Below are 15,098 nucleotides of genomic sequence, written 5' to 3' on the forward strand. Positions count from 1 at the left end.
TTCATCATAGGTTTCTGCCTGGCTGGTCAAAATTCACGTTCCTGCGCCACATGGCGGGGGTAGGGAAGCGTTTCTGGACGATGCGCAGGTAGTACCACAGGCTGAAGGCGACGATGGCGAGGCTGGTGCTGTTGGCCATCCAGAAGCCTGCTGCGCCGTGCAGGAAGGCGGGGCTGATGTTGTACGGGTCCAGGCCCAGCATGACGCCGCCGCCCAGGCCGCAGCCCCATAGGGCGAAGGCGTAGAGGATGGTGGGGACGATGGCGATTTTATAGGCGCGCAGGATGAAGGCGGTGGTGACTTGTATCGCATCAAAAATCTGGTACACCGAAATAAAGGTGAACAGTGGGAAGGCCGCGGCGATGATGATGGGATTGGATGTGTAGGCATGCAAGATCAGGTCGCGGGCGAACCAGATGGTGATGCCTATGGGCACAGCCAGCATGGCGGCCAGGATGATGCCTGCATTGCCGGTGACGCGGGCGGCCTGCATTTGTTTGGCACCTATGGCTTGCGCGACCAGGGTGCCGGTGGCGCTGGCAATCGACAGCGGCAGCATGTACAGGATGGTGCCAAAGTTGGCGGTGAGCTGATGGCCGGATACGGCCACTTCACCCAGGCGAGCGATGAACAGGGCCATGAAGGCGAATGCGGTGACTTCAATAAGATAGCTCAGGCCCATGGGTATGCCGAGGTGCAGCAGGCTGCGCAGGGCTTTCCAGTTGGGTTTGACGAAGCCTGTGCCAAATAGTGCAAACAATTCATAATATTTGACATGCTTGAGCATGAGCCAGCCAGTGATGAGCATGAGCCAGGCATTGACGGCGGTGGCCGCAGCGCAGCCGGGGCCGCCCATGGCGGGTATGCCCAGTCCACCAAATATGAACAGGGTATTGAGCGGGATTTTAAGCGACAGCGCAGCCAGTTGTATGGCCATGACCATCTTGGGGCGGCCAACCGCGTTATTGAGTGCGCCATAGATCCTGAAGCCCAGGGTGGCGGGCAGGGCGATGGCCAGTATTTGCAGATATTGCGCAGCCTTGTCATTCAAGGTCGGCGAGGCCTGGGCGATGGAGAGCAAGCTATTTGGAAACAATAAAATCAAGCAACCTATGCAGGCCAGGAAGCCGCCCAGCCATACGCCTTGTTTGATTTCTGCCCCTATCTTTTTGAATTTGCGTGCGCCAAATAATTGGCCGACGACGGGGGAGATTGCTTGCAAAATACCATTGAGGCCGACGAAGATACTGACGTAAATCGAGATACCGATGGAGAGTGCCGCCAGGTCAGTCGCCGAGAAGCGCGACGTCATGGCGGTATCTATCACCCCATTGCCCACCACTGCCATCTGGCCCACCATCATGGGCCATGAGAGTGAGGCGATGCGTTTGATGTTGCCGCGCAGCGTGCTGGGGTGTTCAGTCTTCATCGCTGCTTGCGCTGGTACAAGGTAAACAATTCATCATGATCGGCGGCGCGATGGCCAGACCAGATGGCGGTCCATTGTTCTTGTTTGTATTCTGCCGGCAGGGCACTTTCATGCTGGGATGTTTTACTGTCTTGTACCAGTAAAAGCCGACAGTCATGATCAGAGAAGCCAGCAAACTGCAGCTTGCCAAAATAAGCAAATGACGCGCGTTGTGATGGGCCTATGTGGGCTTGTATGCAGCCCATATTGGGCGGCACTTTTTGCGCGAGTTCTTTGGACAGCGGTGCATAGCTGACTTTTTGGTCTATCCACGGCAAGCCCAGGCTTTGCACCAATAGCCAGCATAAAATAACGCCACCACTGGACAGCACCACAGCGCGCCACAAGACGGCAGGCTGCCGGGAGATGCGCCAGTAGACGAGGCGGAACCAGGCTACCGTCGCCGCCAGGGCAATGATAAAGACGAAGATATTGAAGCTGGATTGGTAGCCTGGCACCAGGTTGCCAGGTTTTTTTGCCAGGCCGGGTGGCCAACCTGTCTGGTCTGCCAGCCAGTAGAGCCAGATAAAGGCGGCCACGGCAGTGAAGACGATCACAGAGAACCAGTCCACTGCATTGATGGCGCTGCGTTTCATGGTGGGCAAGCCAAAGGCGGCGAGTATGGCCAATGGTGGCAGTATAGGCAGGAGCAGTGCTTCTTCTGACTGGTGGTTGACCAGGGCCAGCACACCAAAACAGATCAGGAAGCTGACTGGCAAGGAAATATGCATGGCTTTTTCTTGCTTGCGCCAGGCAAAGATGGCCCAGGCAGCAAATGGCCAGGCGGGCCAGCTAAACCAGATGCCATAGCGGAACAGGTAGCTGATGCTATCTACATTGGGGAAGTTGAATTGGCGGTAATTCCACAGCATCCAGCCCTGATAGGGTGAGCTGTCATACGGGTGTGCGAGGCTGATGGCGAGCAGCCACAGGCCTGCAACGATAACGGCAACAGGCAGGGTGATGCTGAGCAAGGCTTTAAGTTGCGGGCGTTGCTGGCGATACGCGCATACTGCCAGCAGGCTGACACCCAGGGCGATGGGCAGTACCCAGCCGCGTGTCAGCACCAGCAAGCCAAGTACGCCACCTATTTTAGCGGCGGTCAGTTTGCTGGATTCATCCAGCAGGCGCACGCATAAATACAGGGTGCTGGCGATCAGGGATATTTGCAGGGCTTCGGCGCTGGTTTCATGGCTGCGCAATAAGAGGCCCAGGCAGCCAAGGTAAATCAACAGGGCACCGTCGGCCAGGGTGCGGCCAAAGTCGCGCGCTTCGGGCTGGCCACCAAAGGCAAGTTTCAATGGTTGTGCTTCTGGTCTGCGACCGAGCAGGTAAGTGGCATACCAGACTGAGAGTGAGCCTAGCAAGAAGCAAAAGCCAGTGCTCAGGCGGGCGGCCATGGGTTCGCCAACTAACCAGCCAAATAATTTAATGCAGATGGCACCGAACCAGAATGCCAGCGGGCCTTCTTCTGGCATGGGCAGGCCAACGATGTGCGGCCATAGCCAGTCAGCCAGGTTGCCATGCGCCATGGTCCACATGATGCCAAAACCGGCGGCGTCGTCGCCTTTCCATGGATCTCGACCTATAAGGCCAGGCAGGATATACAGGAGACAGAGGGCGATGATTCCCCAGCGCGGTAGCGCAACTGTTGCGGCAGCAGGAAGTCGGACTGGCTTCATATCTGGATGGTGGAGGGAAAGGATGCTTATTGTAGGATAAAGCTTTAGCAAAAAAGGCAGCCTGAGCTGCCTTTTTTGCTAAAAACTCTTGGGAACCACAGACGGTCTTGCGTACTCTGCAATTTTGTATTAGCAAGGATGAGCTTGCTAACGCATGAGACTGTGCTACTTGAGACGGGTCTGTGTTTCCCTGGCCTATTAGTTAGCGACAGAAGTCTTGGAACCGACTTTGCCGAATTTTTGGCGGAATTTTTCAACGCGACCGGCTGTATCCACGATTTTGTGTTTGCCAGTGTAGAAAGGATGAGATTCTGCAGAAACCTCGATCTTTACCAGTGGGTATTCTTTACCTTCAAACTCACCTTTGTCTTTGGTGTTGATCGTTGAACGTGTGATGAATTTGAAATCGCAAGAAACGTCGTGGAACAGAACTTCGCGATAATTTGGGTGGATGCCATCTCTCATGTTTGCCTCGAAAATAGTGTAGGTAGCCAATAAGCACTTCGTCGGTCGTCCTGCTTCTTGACCCGATTGCATTATCACTTGCCAAAGGTTAAATAGTTGTCTGGATTTTGGACGCCCAAAATGCCAAGCCGATGATTATACAATGAAAATTGGGGTTTTTGCGATGGAGTGTTGTCGCGGTGATAGGGTAACGCTGTTTAAATGCCGCGATTTAGGGGTAGGTTTGGTTGCGGCGCCAAGAATTGTTGTGTTTAAAGCATATTTCTTGCGGCCTACCTTAGTTTGCTACGAACGCCGCTGGGCTCCTGCCTGCGCAGGAGCGACGAATTTGAGTGTGTTTTTTCTTTGCATATACTTCTTGGCCTTTGGTGGTTTTTCTTGATTTTCTCTGTGGTTTCTCTGTGTCTCCGTGTCTCTGTGGTGAGAGGTCTTGATTTTCACACGCACAAACATCAAACCCAAAACCATGCCTGACTTGCTAAAATCCCAGCTTGTAAAAAATCAAATCCTGAAGGAGAAACATGACGACGAGCTATCTGGGTATGAGTTCGATGTTGCATACCATTGAAGTCGCCGGGATACTGGCATTTGCCAGTTCAGGGTTTATTGAGGCGCGGCGCAAGCGTATGGATGTGGTGGGGGTGTTTACTGTGGCCTTTATCACGGCCTTTGGTGGCGGCACCCTGCGTGATTTGTTGCTGGACCGCAGGCCACTGTTCTGGGTAGAGAATCAGGAATACCCTATTATTATTTTCGCCATGTCCATCATCGCCATTCCGTTTTTGCGGCATTTACGCAATGCCTGGACAGAAAATGCGATTGTCCTGGCTGATGCCCTGGGGCTGGGCCTGTTCAGCGTGACCGGGGCTTCACTGGCGCAAGAGGCTGAGATGCCCATGTTTGTCTGCGCCATGATGGGGGTCATCACCGGCATCTTTGGCGGAGTCTTGCGAGATATTATCTGTAATGAAATACCGCTGGTATTCAGGCGCAGTCACTTATATGCGACTTGCGCCTTCGTCGGTTGCTGGATTTACCTGATCCTGAACTGGTTGCAGGTCAGCGAAGTGGCGGCACTCGGTTTTGGCGTGGGCATATGCTTTGTTTTACGCATGATGGCGGTGCGCTTTGACTGGAAGCTGCCGGTTTAGTCATGCTGTTCTGCCAGATGCATGCGGCACTCTTGTTGTGGTGGCTTTGATTTTTTGAGCGGCGGGCGGGCCACCATGCCAGCAATGAACATGTCCACCATGTCTTCAGCATGCTGGATCAGGCAATAGGCTGAGGTGTCTTCCAGCCATTCATGGACTATGCCGATGACATAGGCATGGATGGCTTGCATGGCTATCCAGGTGTCGGTATTGGCATGCAGGCTGCCCTGGTCAACTGCCTGCTGTATCAGTGCCTGGACTTTGGCCAGGCATTCATTGCGCTTCTCGCTTTCAGCGCGGAAAAAGATCAGCTCGTTGGATTTTTCACAACGGTGAAAGATGATGTCGAAAACATTGCGCTGCCTGTCATTGCCAGTCACGAGTTTGAGGAAGTGCACGTTTAATTGTTTGATGCCCGCCAGTGGATCTATATGCGGTGTGGAAACAATTTCATTGAGCAAGGCTTCCATAGGCAGGAAGGCGCGGTCACACATGGCTTGAAAGAGGGCATTCTTGTCTTTGAAGTGCCAGTAAATTGCGCCACGCGTCATGCCAGCCGCCGTGGCAACTTCATTGAGTGTGGTACTGGTGACACCTTTTGCGGCGAATACTTTTTCAGCCGCGTCGAGCAGGGTATTATAGGTTTCCTGCGCTTCTTCTTTCGTCTTTCTGACCATTTTGTTTCCTTCGTGCACGTAGCAAGTGATTGCTGCGTACAAAATTTTTGCTGTCTCTTCGTATTGTAAGTGAACGTTGCAGGGGGAGGTGCCTGAAAGCCCGAGGCTTACTACTAGTCACCCTGCATAAGCAAGACATGTATTTCGGTTTATACCGTTTTTATGTTTTTAAAACCTGCATTGTTACGCATTGATACTGCTATATATTTTAAAAAACGAGCTGTTGTAGATCAAATTTGTTGCCGCGCAGCAGGAATTTCTTGTCTGCTTTATACTTGTTTACTTGCCTGTCTTGCTAGTCCTTATCCATCCACGAAATTGGGATGTCATGAAGCTTTCATTAGGCTGCTTTATAAAGTATTTACATGCCGCGCAAGTGATACATGGCCATGTGTGGCCAGAAGTTAAGCATTTCCAGCGGCCCTTCTATTAATTAATAAGCAACTCACGAAGAGTTTTGTAAAAAGTCTTATCAATAAGCTTTGTGAAAATATCAGCCCTGTTCTATTCATATGACGGCGGTTTTTCATTGGCTGGCAAGTATCTGGATATCACCAAAAATCCCTGTAATACGGTAGGGCTGTATAAAAACCTTATTTACAAACATTCGTGAATGTATATAATAGCATACCGCCTTTCCTTTTAGAAGAAAGAATCTCCTATGCGCTCCCCTGCAAAACCAATAACAAATGTATTTAAGCTATCTTCAATTACCGCGCAGATGACGCAGGCTTTGCCTGCCTTGCGCATTGCTGCCATCAGCCTGCCTTTGCTGGTGCTGGCCGCCTGTGGCGATAAAGGTGCCGCAAACGCCGGTGGCCCGGGCAAGATGCCGCCACCAGAAGTGAATGTCGTCACCGTACAGCCACGCAACCTGGGTATGGATTTTGAATATGCGGCGCAAACTGCAGGCTCACGCGAAACCGAAGTACGAGCGCGCGTTGCCGGTATTCTGGAAAACCGTCTGTATGAAGAGGGTTCCCGCGTCAAGGCTGGCACGGTTTTGTTCCAGATTGACCAGGGTGCCTACCGCACGCAACTGGCATCTGCCGAAGCTGCTGCTGGCGTGGCTGAAGCCAAGCTGAACCAGGCCAAGCGCGAATTTGCCCGCCTGACACCGCTGGTCGCAGAAAAAGCCATCAGCCAGAAAGAATTTGACGATGCCAAATCCGGGCTGGAAACTGCAGAAGCCAGTTACAAGCAAGTGCAGGCCCAGGTCAATGAAGCCAAGTTGAATCTTGGCTACACCCGCGTAGTAGCGCCTATCGATGGTGTGACTGGTGTTGCTGCCAAATCCAACGGCAGCCTGGTGACAGCGGCTGATAGCCTGCTGACGACTATCGTGCAGACTGATCCTGTATATGTCAACTTCAGCGTACCAGAAGCGGATTACCTGAAACTGAGCAAGGATGTAGGCGCAGGCAAGATTGCCTTGCCTGGCAAGAAAACCAATAACGGTAGCCTGGCTTTTGATGTGCAGTTGAAACTGGCTGATGGCAGCACGTCTCCACTCACAGGCAAGATGAATTTTGTCAGCGAAAAAATCAACCCTAACACCGGTGGTTTTGATGCTCGTGCCCAGGTGCCTAATCCTGACGGTACTTTGCGCCCTGGCCAGTTCGTGCGTGTGATACTCAGTGGTGCTACTCGCAGTGCCGCCATTGCAGTGCCGCAACGTGCTGTGATAGACAGCCCCATGGGCAAGATCGTGTTCACGGTGTCGCCTGATAACAAGCTGGTACCCAAGCCGATTGAGCTCGATGGCTGGTCCCATGGCGAATGGATAGTGACCAAGGGTTTGCAAGGTGGTGACCGTGTATTGGTGGATGGTTTCATCAAGGCGCATGACCCAGGCATGACGGTCACTCCAGTGGCGATTACCGCCAAGGCCGCTGCCGTGCCAGCGCCAGCAGGCGCACCGGGCGGCGGTCATGGCGCAGAAGGCAAACCAGCAGCATCCAGTGCGTCTGCATCTGCACCGCATGCAGCACCAGCAGCAAGTGCTGCCAGTTCAGCCAGCGCCGAAGCAAAACACTAAGCCCTATATTTAAGCCAAAGTATCAAGCTGAAAATTTGCTGCATAACAAAGCTAAAGGCTACAAGGAATAATTCATGTTCTCAAAATTCTTTATTAACCGGCCGATCTTCGCGACTGTCTTGTCGCTGATCATCGTGCTGGCCGGTCTGGCCGCATTGCGCGTCCTGCCGATTTCGCGCTACCCGGAGATTTCTCCGCCGGTAGTGAATGTGACTGCGGTCTACCCAGGTGCGTCTGCCGAGGTGGTTGAGCGTACAGTTGCCGGCCCTATCGAAGAACAGATCAATGGCGTGGAACACATGCTGTATATGGATTCTGTTTCTTCTGCTGACGGTCGTGTATCGATCAACGTCACTTTTGAGGTTGGTACCAATCTTGATATCGCGGCGGTGAACGTCAATAACCGTGTGCGTCAGGCAGATGCCAAGTTGCCTCAGGAAGTACGCCGTCAGGGTGTGACAGTTTCAAAAAGCTCGTCCAACTTCCTGGTCGTTGCTGCGCTGTTTTCGCCTGACAATCGCTATGACGCGCTGTATTTGTCCAACTATGCAACCCAGAATGTGCTGGATGCATTGAAGCGCGTACCAGGTACCACCAATATCCAGATTTTCGGTGCCAAGGATTATGCAATGCGTATCTGGATGCGTCCTGACCGCATGGCACAACTGGGTGTGACGGTTGCCGATATCTCGACCGCGATTACTGAACAGAATGCGCAGTACGCAGCAGGTAAAGTGGGTGCGCCGCCAAACAACACCGAAGAGTTGACGATGACAGTCACGGCCAAGGGCCGCTTGCTGGAACCGTCTGAGTTTGCCAATATCATCATCAAGTCTGCCAAGGGTGGTTCTGCCGTTCGTATCAGTGATGTGGCAAGGGTAGAGCTGGGTTCCAAGGATTACAACCTGTATGGTCGCGTCAATGGTCACCCATCTGCCAACATCGGTGTGTTCTTGCAGACTGGTGCAAATGCGCTGGAAACCCGTAAGGCAGTAGAACAAACCCTGAAGGACTTGAAAGCCAAGTTCCCTGAAGGTATGGAATACGCCACGCCGTATGACACGACACCTTTCGTCACCGAGTCGATTGCCGAAGTGTTGAAAACCCTGGGCGAAGCGATGGTGCTGGTGTTCATCGTGGTGTATCTGTTCCTGCAAAGCTGGCGCGCGACTATCATCCCTACACTGGCTGTACCGGTATCTCTGATTGGTACCATGGCTGGTCTGCATTTGCTGGGTTACAGCATCAACACGCTGACCTTGTTCGGTATGGTGCTGGCGATTGGTATCGTGGTGGATGATGCGATCGTGGTGCTGGAAAACGTTGAGCGTCTGATCAACGAAGAAGGCATGACACCAAAAGATGCGGCGATTGAAGCCATGCATGAAGTGACTGGCCCGGTTATCGCGATTGTGCTGGTATTGGTTGCTGCCTTTGGCCCTATCGCTTTCCTCGGTGGTCTGGCGGGTGAATTGTATCGTCAGTTCTCAGTCACGATTTCTATCGCTGTGGTCTTGTCCGGTATCGTTGCTCTGACTTTGACACCAGCTTTGTGCGCCATCCTGCTCAAGCCGGGTTCAGAAAATCATAACCGTTTTTTCACCTGGTTTAATGCAGCTTTCCTGCGTTTGACCAAGCGTTACACCAATGGCGTGACCTTCTTCATGAAGCGTGCGGTACTGGGTATTGCACTGGTGCTGGGTATGGTTGCCCTGACTGGCTTGTTGTGGAAAAACGTGCCTGGTGGTTTGGTGCCGGATGAAGATCAGGGTTATTTCATTGGTGCGGCGATCATGCCGGATGGTGCTTCACTGGACCGTACTGATGCGATGGTGCGTGAAGTTGAATCCATCATGAAAACCAACAAGAATATCGATACTACCTTTGCCTTGGTTGGTCTGGATTTTCTCGGTGGTGGCGGTTTGAAATCTTCTGCCGCAACCATGTTCTTCCCTTTGAAACCTTGGGAAGAACGCACCCAGTCTGCTCAGCAGATGGTGGGCGAAAGCTATATGAAAACCGGCCGTATCAAGGAAGGTCTGCCTTTGTTCTTTGCCCCGCCTGCAATTCAGGGTCTGGGTCAGACAGGTGGTTTTGAGTTCTATTTGCAAAATGCGGGTGAAGGCGGCGTCAAGCGTCTGGCGCAACTGTTGCCATTGCTGATTGCTGAAGCCAACAAACAGCCTGAACTGGCAGGTGTTAAAACCTTGTGGCAAGCCAATTCACCACAATTGTATGTCGATGTGGACAATGAAAAAGCACGCTCCATGGGTGTGGCCTTGTCTGACGTGTATAACACTCTGGCTGCGACCATGGGTAGTTACTACGTCAATGACTTCAACAAGAATGGCCGTATCTATACCGTGCAGTTGCAGGCAGAAGGCCAGTACCGCGCCAAGCCAGATGACATAGGCAGCATGTATGTGCGTTCTGCCACGGGTCAGATGATACCTGTGCGTGCTTTCACGACCATCAAGTTCATTACTGGTCCTGATTCTGTACAACGTTTCAATGCCTTGCCTTCGATCAAATTGCTGGGTGATGCCAAGCCAGGCTTCAGTTCTGGTCAGGCAATTGCAGCGATGGAAAGAGCCGCGAAAAAAGTCTTGCCTGCTGATGTAGTCTATGACTGGGGTGGTGCATCCTTCCAGGAAAAACGTAGCAGCAACGCGGCTGGTCTGGCCCTGGGTGCTGGTGTCTTGATGATTTTCCTGATCCTGGCTGCCCAGTATGAAAAATGGTCTCTGCCATTCTCGGTCTTGCTGGCCATGCCTTTCGGTATCTTTGGTGCCTTGCTGGCGGTTTATTTGCGTCATTTCAATAATGACGTCTACTTCCAGATCGGTCTGGTGACCTTGTTGGGGCTGTCGGCGAAAAATGCGATTTTGATTGTGGAATTCGCGGTCATGAAAGTGCATGAAGGTTATGCTCCAGTGGCTGCGGCGCTGGAAGCAGCACGCTTGCGTTTCCGTCCTATTCTGATGACATCGCTGGCCTTTATCCTCGGTGTGGTACCACTGGCTTTCTCGCACGGTGCAGGTGCTGCGGCACGTCAATCCCTGGGTACGGGTGTATTGGGCGGTATGCTGGCAGCGACTTTCCTGGCGATCTTCTTCGTGCCTTTGTTCTTCAAGCTGATCAATGACAAACGCTTGAAAACCACAGAGCAAGATTTTGAGCACCCTGTCCACGTCTTGAACAATGCAGCCCATACAGATGTGAAGGAAAAATAATGTCTGGAACAAAATTTATATTAACAACGCTGGTCGCCAGCATGGTGCTGGCAGGCTGCGCTTCGGTGGGGCCTGATTACCAGCGCCCTGCGCTGGAAACGCCGGTCAGCCTGGGTATTATCGCCACACAAAACAAGCAGGTCGCGGTTGACTATGCTGCCTGGTGGAAAAGCTTTCAAGACCCGGTGCTGGATGGTTTGCTGGATGAAGCAGCAAAAAATAATCAGGACCTGGTCCTGGCTGCTGCCCGTATAGAAGAAGCACGTGCTGTTGCAGTTGGTGCCAATTCAAATCGCTTCCCCAGTGTCGACGCTAACCTGGGAGCAACCCGCACCCGCACCAGCGAAAATGCTGGCAAGCTGGGGACTGGGGCCAGTCCTTATGGCAAAGACTTTCAACTGAGCCTGACAGCTTCCTATGAAGTTGATTTCTGGGGCAAGCTGGCGCGTGCGGATGAAGCAGCCCGCGCCCGTCTGCTGGCGCAGGAAGCCAGCCGTGGTCTGGTGCAAAGCAGCCTGTATGCGAATGTTGCACAAACTTATTTCGCCATGCGTGCTGCCGATGCCCAATTGGCTCTGGCAGATTCGACACTGAAAACCCGCCAGGAAAACCTGCGCCTGCAAAAGCGCCGGTTTACCGCAGGTGCAACCAGCGAGCTTGATTTCCACGTGGCTGAATCTGAAGCTGCAGCTTCTGAAATCAGCTATGCCCAGGCCAAACAGGCTTTGTCGAATATAGAATCGACACTGGCAGTCTTGCTGGGCCGTTCAGCAAGTGCCATTGCGCAACCTGTAATTGCGCGTGGCAATGAGATAGACAGCCTGCATCAGCAACTGAGCATGCCAGCAGATTTGCCGTCTGATTTGCTGAATCGCCGCCCGGATATCTTGTCGGCCGAGCAGGCACTGGTCGCTGCCAATGCTGATATTGGCCAGGCCAAGTCGCAATATTTTCCCAGTGTTAAATTGACGACGACGGCTGGTTATGAATCCCGTGTATTCCAGGATTTGCTGAATCCGGCTTCCTTATTGTGGAGCCTGGGCAGCAGCCTGGCGCAACCAGTATTCCGCGCCGGTGCAATTGCGGCCGTAGTACAAGGTGCTGAAGCGCGCAAGAACCAGGCTTTGGCGCAATATGTGCAGGCAGTGCAGGGCGCTTTCCGCGATGTGCATGATGCCTTGAACAATACGGCTGCCAATGAGCAAGTCAATGCAGCTTCCGAGCGCAGGGTAACTGCCTTGAAAGACTCCTTGCGTCTGGCAGATTTGCGCTACAAGAATGGCTACAGCAGCTATCTGGAAGTCTTGAATGCACAACGTGACCTGTTCCAGGCACAAGCCAGCCTGATAGACAGCAAGCGCGCGCAATTGTCTGCCGTGGTCAGTATCTACAAGGCCGTAGGCGGTGGCTGGAACAAGCCTGAGGTTTTGGCCAACAAGTAAGGCATGATGCAGTAACGTAAAAGAAGTAAAGCAGCGGGCCAGTCGCAAGACTGGCCCGCTGCTTTTTTTATTTGCGATTTTTCAAGGCGTTACATTTTGCTACTTACGCTTGTTACGCTCACTTACAGCTTTCCTGTCATCCTACGTTTTCATTGCTTCGTTATAGGCTCGTGACTGACATGAAAATTACCTCAACACTTTATAAGGACATCATCATGAAAACGAAATTTATCCCTTTGTTATTGGCAGGTTTGCTGACAGGTTCCGTATTTGCACAAAGTGTCAGCAGCGATGTACAGCGTGACGTCAATCAGCAGACACGTATAGAAAATGGTTTGAAATCAGGGCAGTTGACGACTAAGGAAGCAGGCAAACTGGAGCGTGAGCAAGCGGCCATAGCGCATGAAGAACACAAGGCCTTGAAAGATGGTAAGCTGAACCAGCAAGAAAAAAACAAAATCAATAGTATGCAGAATAAAGCCAGTGCGGATATCTATGCTGAAAAGCATGATGCGCAATTAGGCAATCCCAATTCAGTGTCCAATAAGCGCATGCAGGCCGACGTACAAAGAAACGTGAACCAGCAACAGCGTATAGAAAATGGTGTCAAGTCAGGTGAGCTGACCAATCATGAAGTGGCAAAGCTGGAAAAAGGTCAGGCAAAAGTCGATCATAAAGAAGCGAATGCTGCCAAAAATGGCCATATAGGCGCAGCTGAGCAGCACAATATCCAGCATGCAGAAAACCATCAGTCCAAGAAAATCCACAAAGAAAAAACGGATGATCAAGTGCGCGGGTAATTTGTAAAACGGGCAGTGTAAAACAGCTGGTCTTCTTAGGAAGGCCAGTTTTTTCTTGTCCCTGCCGAGGCCTGAGGCAATAAAAAAGCCGCCACAAAAGTGACGGCTCTCAAGCCTGAAAACAGGTCGGAAAACTTATCCGCCTCTGCGCATCATTTCAAAGAACTCTGCGTTGTTTTTCGTGGCTTTCATCTTGTCGAGGATGAACTCCATCGCTTCGATTTCGTCCATACTATACAGCAATTTGCGCAAGATCCAGATCTTCTGCAACTGATCCGGCTTGATCAGCAATTCTTCACGACGGGTGCCGGATTTGTTGAGATTGATGGCTGGGTAGACGCGTTTTTCAGCAAGGCGGCGTTCGAGATGAACTTCCATATTGCCTGTGCCTTTGAATTCTTCATAGATCACATCATCCATGCGGCTGCCGGTTTCGATCAGGGCTGTCGCGATGATGGTCAGGGAACCGCCTTCTTCTACATTACGTGCTGCACCGAAGAAGCGTTTTGGACGTTGCAGGGCATTTGCATCCACACCACCAGTCAAGACCTTGCCAGAAGCAGGGATGACGGTATTGTAAGCGCGTGCCAGACGGGTGATGGAATCCAGCAGGATGACCACGTCTTTTTTCATTTCGACCAGGCGCTTGGCTTTTTCCAGCACCATTTCAGCAACTTGTACGTGACGGGTAGCTGGTTCATCGAAAGTCGATGCCACCACTTCACCGCGTACCGAGCGCTGCATCTCGGTCACTTCTTCCGGACGTTCGTCGATCAGCAAAACGATGAGGGTCACGTCAGGGTGATTGGTCGTAATCGCGTGTGCCACATGTTGCAGCATGACGGATTTACCGGATTTTGGGGATGCTACCAGCAAACCACGCTGGCCACGACCGATAGGCGCGATCATGTCGATGATGCGGCCCGTGGTATTTTCTTCGCCGCGCATCTCACGTTCCAGGGTCAATACCTTGTTCGGGTGCAGCGGCGTCAGATTTTCAAACAGGATGCGGTGCTTGGAGGCTTCTGGCGATTCGCCATTGACCTTGTCCACCTTCACCAATGCAAAATAGCGCTCACCGTCTTTTGGTGTGCGCACTTCGCCTTCGATGGAATCGCCAGTATGCAGATTGAAACGGCGGATTTGCGAAGGAGAAATATAGATATCATCAGTCGAGGCCATGTAACTGGCATCTGGCGAGCGCAGGAAGCCAAAGCCGTCAGGCAAGACTTCAAGGGCGCCATCGCCAAAAATTTGTTCGCCTGATTTTGCACGTTTTTTGAGGATCGCGAACATCAATTCCTGCTTGCGCATACGCGCAGCGTTATCGATATCGAGTCCTATGGCCATTTCCAATAATGCGGATACGTGTAAGGCCTTTAGTTCAGATAGATGCATGGTGGGTGTCCCGGGATGGGATTATGGGGTGGGGGAGTGAGCAGAGGAACTACGGATTAAACAGGATAGAAAGAATTTCTGTCTTGGTTTTCGTTTTAATTAATATTATTCAATACTGGTCTGAATGCCTGCCTTGCTTGACGGGATCAATATACCGTCACTTCAGGCAGCCTGTCTCTTGATTTAAAGCTGCAAACAATGTTGTTGTTTGCAGCTTTAAAGCTTCAGACCGCAATAATACCTTAAATATTACTGTCAATGAAAGAGGTTAATTGGCCTTTTGCCAATGCACCTACTTTTTGTGCGGCTACATTACCATTTTTGAACAGGATCAAGGTAGGAATGCCGCGGATACCAAATTTGGCTGGAATTGCCTGGTTGGCATCGACGTCCATTTTGGCGACGAGGATCTTGCCATTGTATTCTTTAGCAACTTCTTCCAGTATGGGGGCAATCATTTTGCAAGGGCCACACCATTCAGCCCAAAAATCGACCAATACTGGTACGTCAGATTTCAATACGTCTGCTTCGAATGAAGCATCGCTTACATATTTGATGTTTTCGCTCATGGAATCCTCAACGAGAGGGAAAAATTAAGGGGTAACAGCGCCACTGAATGTCGGTATTTTGGACAGCGCCGCATTCTGATTTGAATCTGGGGGTGATAGTCACGAATTCAATGGTGTTGAATAGTGCTGCACCGTGACTAAAGCAAAATGAGTCAGGCGTGGTTAGCTATGCGGT

General features: G+C 51.7%; 11 protein-coding genes. 5 read left to right on the plus strand and 6 right to left on the minus strand.

The window, feature by feature from the left end:
* Window positions 1-4 precede the first annotated feature (4 nt).
* The 3 genes from ACO0LF_RS00165 to ACO0LF_RS00175 all read right to left on the minus strand — a co-directional run bounded on the left by ACO0LF_RS00165 (window position 5) and on the right by ACO0LF_RS00175 (window position 3,615).
* Window positions 5-1,429 (minus strand): MATE family efflux transporter, encoded by a 1,425-nt coding sequence (locus ACO0LF_RS00165; protein ID WP_423010805.1) that lies wholly within the window; start codon window positions 1,427-1,429, stop codon window positions 5-7.
* Window positions 1,426-3,150, minus strand: a complete 1,725-nt coding sequence (locus ACO0LF_RS00170; RefSeq protein ID WP_423010808.1) for an ArnT family glycosyltransferase — start codon at window positions 3,148-3,150, stop codon at window positions 1,426-1,428. Before ACO0LF_RS00170 ends, ACO0LF_RS00165 begins: the two co-directional genes overlap by 4 nt.
* Window positions 3,151-3,348: 198 nt before the next feature.
* A complete protein-coding gene (locus ACO0LF_RS00175) occupies window positions 3,349-3,615 on the minus strand; it encodes a type B 50S ribosomal protein L31 (protein WP_186955279.1) in 267 nt (88 codons plus the stop codon).
* Between the two features lie 521 nt (window positions 3,616-4,136).
* Between ACO0LF_RS00175 and ACO0LF_RS00180 the strand changes: the two genes are divergently transcribed.
* Complete coding sequence (locus ACO0LF_RS00180; protein WP_423008763.1) at window positions 4,137-4,766, plus strand: trimeric intracellular cation channel family protein; 630 nt, start codon at window positions 4,137-4,139, stop codon at window positions 4,764-4,766.
* Here the strand turns inward: ACO0LF_RS00180 and ACO0LF_RS00185 are convergent.
* The gene (locus ACO0LF_RS00185; RefSeq protein ID WP_423010810.1) at window positions 4,763-5,443 is read right to left on the minus strand and encodes a TetR family transcriptional regulator; all 681 of its coding nucleotides are present in this window, start codon (window positions 5,441-5,443) and stop codon (window positions 4,763-4,765) included. The genes ACO0LF_RS00180 and ACO0LF_RS00185 overlap by 4 nt on opposite strands.
* A 721-nt stretch (window positions 5,444-6,164) precedes the next feature.
* On the opposite strand from ACO0LF_RS00185, the gene ACO0LF_RS00190 reads away from it, so the two are divergent.
* The 4 genes from ACO0LF_RS00190 (at window position 6,165) to ACO0LF_RS00205 (ending at window position 12,956) form a co-directional block, all read left to right on the plus strand.
* Window positions 6,165-7,481, plus strand: coding sequence for an efflux RND transporter periplasmic adaptor subunit (locus ACO0LF_RS00190; RefSeq protein ID WP_423010811.1), 1,317 nt, complete (start codon window positions 6,165-6,167; stop codon window positions 7,479-7,481).
* Between the two features lie 74 nt (window positions 7,482-7,555).
* The gene (locus tag ACO0LF_RS00195; protein WP_423010813.1) at window positions 7,556-10,714 is read left to right on the plus strand and encodes an efflux RND transporter permease subunit; all 3,159 of its coding nucleotides are present in this window, start codon (window positions 7,556-7,558) and stop codon (window positions 10,712-10,714) included.
* Window positions 10,714-12,156, plus strand: coding sequence for an efflux transporter outer membrane subunit (locus ACO0LF_RS00200; protein WP_423010815.1), 1,443 nt, complete (start codon window positions 10,714-10,716; stop codon window positions 12,154-12,156). The genes ACO0LF_RS00195 and ACO0LF_RS00200 overlap by 1 nt, the downstream gene beginning before the upstream one ends.
* Before the next feature lie 215 nt (window positions 12,157-12,371).
* Window positions 12,372-12,956 (plus strand): hypothetical protein, encoded by a 585-nt coding sequence (locus ACO0LF_RS00205; RefSeq protein WP_423010817.1) that lies wholly within the window; start codon window positions 12,372-12,374, stop codon window positions 12,954-12,956.
* 135 nt (window positions 12,957-13,091) lie between these two features.
* Here ACO0LF_RS00205 and rho read toward each other — a convergent pair whose 3' ends face one another.
* A complete protein-coding gene (gene rho / locus ACO0LF_RS00210) occupies window positions 13,092-14,354 on the minus strand; it encodes a transcription termination factor Rho (RefSeq protein WP_110257254.1) in 1,263 nt (420 codons plus the stop codon).
* A 242-nt stretch (window positions 14,355-14,596) separates the two neighbouring features.
* Window positions 14,597-14,923: a thioredoxin TrxA gene (trxA, locus tag ACO0LF_RS00215; protein WP_423010819.1), complete on the minus strand. Its 327-nt coding sequence runs from the start codon at window positions 14,921-14,923 to the stop codon at window positions 14,597-14,599.
* Window positions 14,924-15,098 lie beyond the last annotated feature (175 nt).

It is taken from the genome of Undibacterium sp. Di27W, from assembly GCF_049340345.1.
GTDB lineage: Bacteria > Pseudomonadota > Gammaproteobacteria > Burkholderiales > Burkholderiaceae_D > Undibacterium.

Coding starts and splice junctions, on each gene's coding strand:
- ACO0LF_RS00170 (WP_423010808.1), bottom strand. CDS start 3,150: ATGAAGCCAGTCCGACTTCCTGCTGCCGCAACAGTTGCGCTACCGCGC.
- ACO0LF_RS00200 (WP_423010815.1), top strand. CDS start 10,714: ATGTCTGGAACAAAATTTATATTAACAACGCTGGTCGCCAGCATGGTG.
- ACO0LF_RS00190 (WP_423010811.1), top strand. CDS start 6,165: ATGACGCAGGCTTTGCCTGCCTTGCGCATTGCTGCCATCAGCCTGCCT.
- ACO0LF_RS00205 (WP_423010817.1), top strand. CDS start 12,372: ATGAAAACGAAATTTATCCCTTTGTTATTGGCAGGTTTGCTGACAGGT.
- ACO0LF_RS00195 (WP_423010813.1), top strand. CDS start 7,556: ATGTTCTCAAAATTCTTTATTAACCGGCCGATCTTCGCGACTGTCTTG.
- ACO0LF_RS00180 (WP_423008763.1), top strand. CDS start 4,137: ATGACGACGAGCTATCTGGGTATGAGTTCGATGTTGCATACCATTGAA.
- ACO0LF_RS00165 (WP_423010805.1), bottom strand. CDS start 1,429: ATGAAGACTGAACACCCCAGCACGCTGCGCGGCAACATCAAACGCATC.
- ACO0LF_RS00175 (WP_186955279.1), bottom strand. CDS start 3,615: ATGAGAGATGGCATCCACCCAAATTATCGCGAAGTTCTGTTCCACGAC.
- trxA (WP_423010819.1), bottom strand. CDS start 14,923: ATGAGCGAAAACATCAAATATGTAAGCGATGCTTCATTCGAAGCAGAC.
- ACO0LF_RS00185 (WP_423010810.1), bottom strand. CDS start 5,443: ATGGTCAGAAAGACGAAAGAAGAAGCGCAGGAAACCTATAATACCCTG.
- rho (WP_110257254.1), bottom strand. CDS start 14,354: ATGCATCTATCTGAACTAAAGGCCTTACACGTATCCGCATTATTGGAA.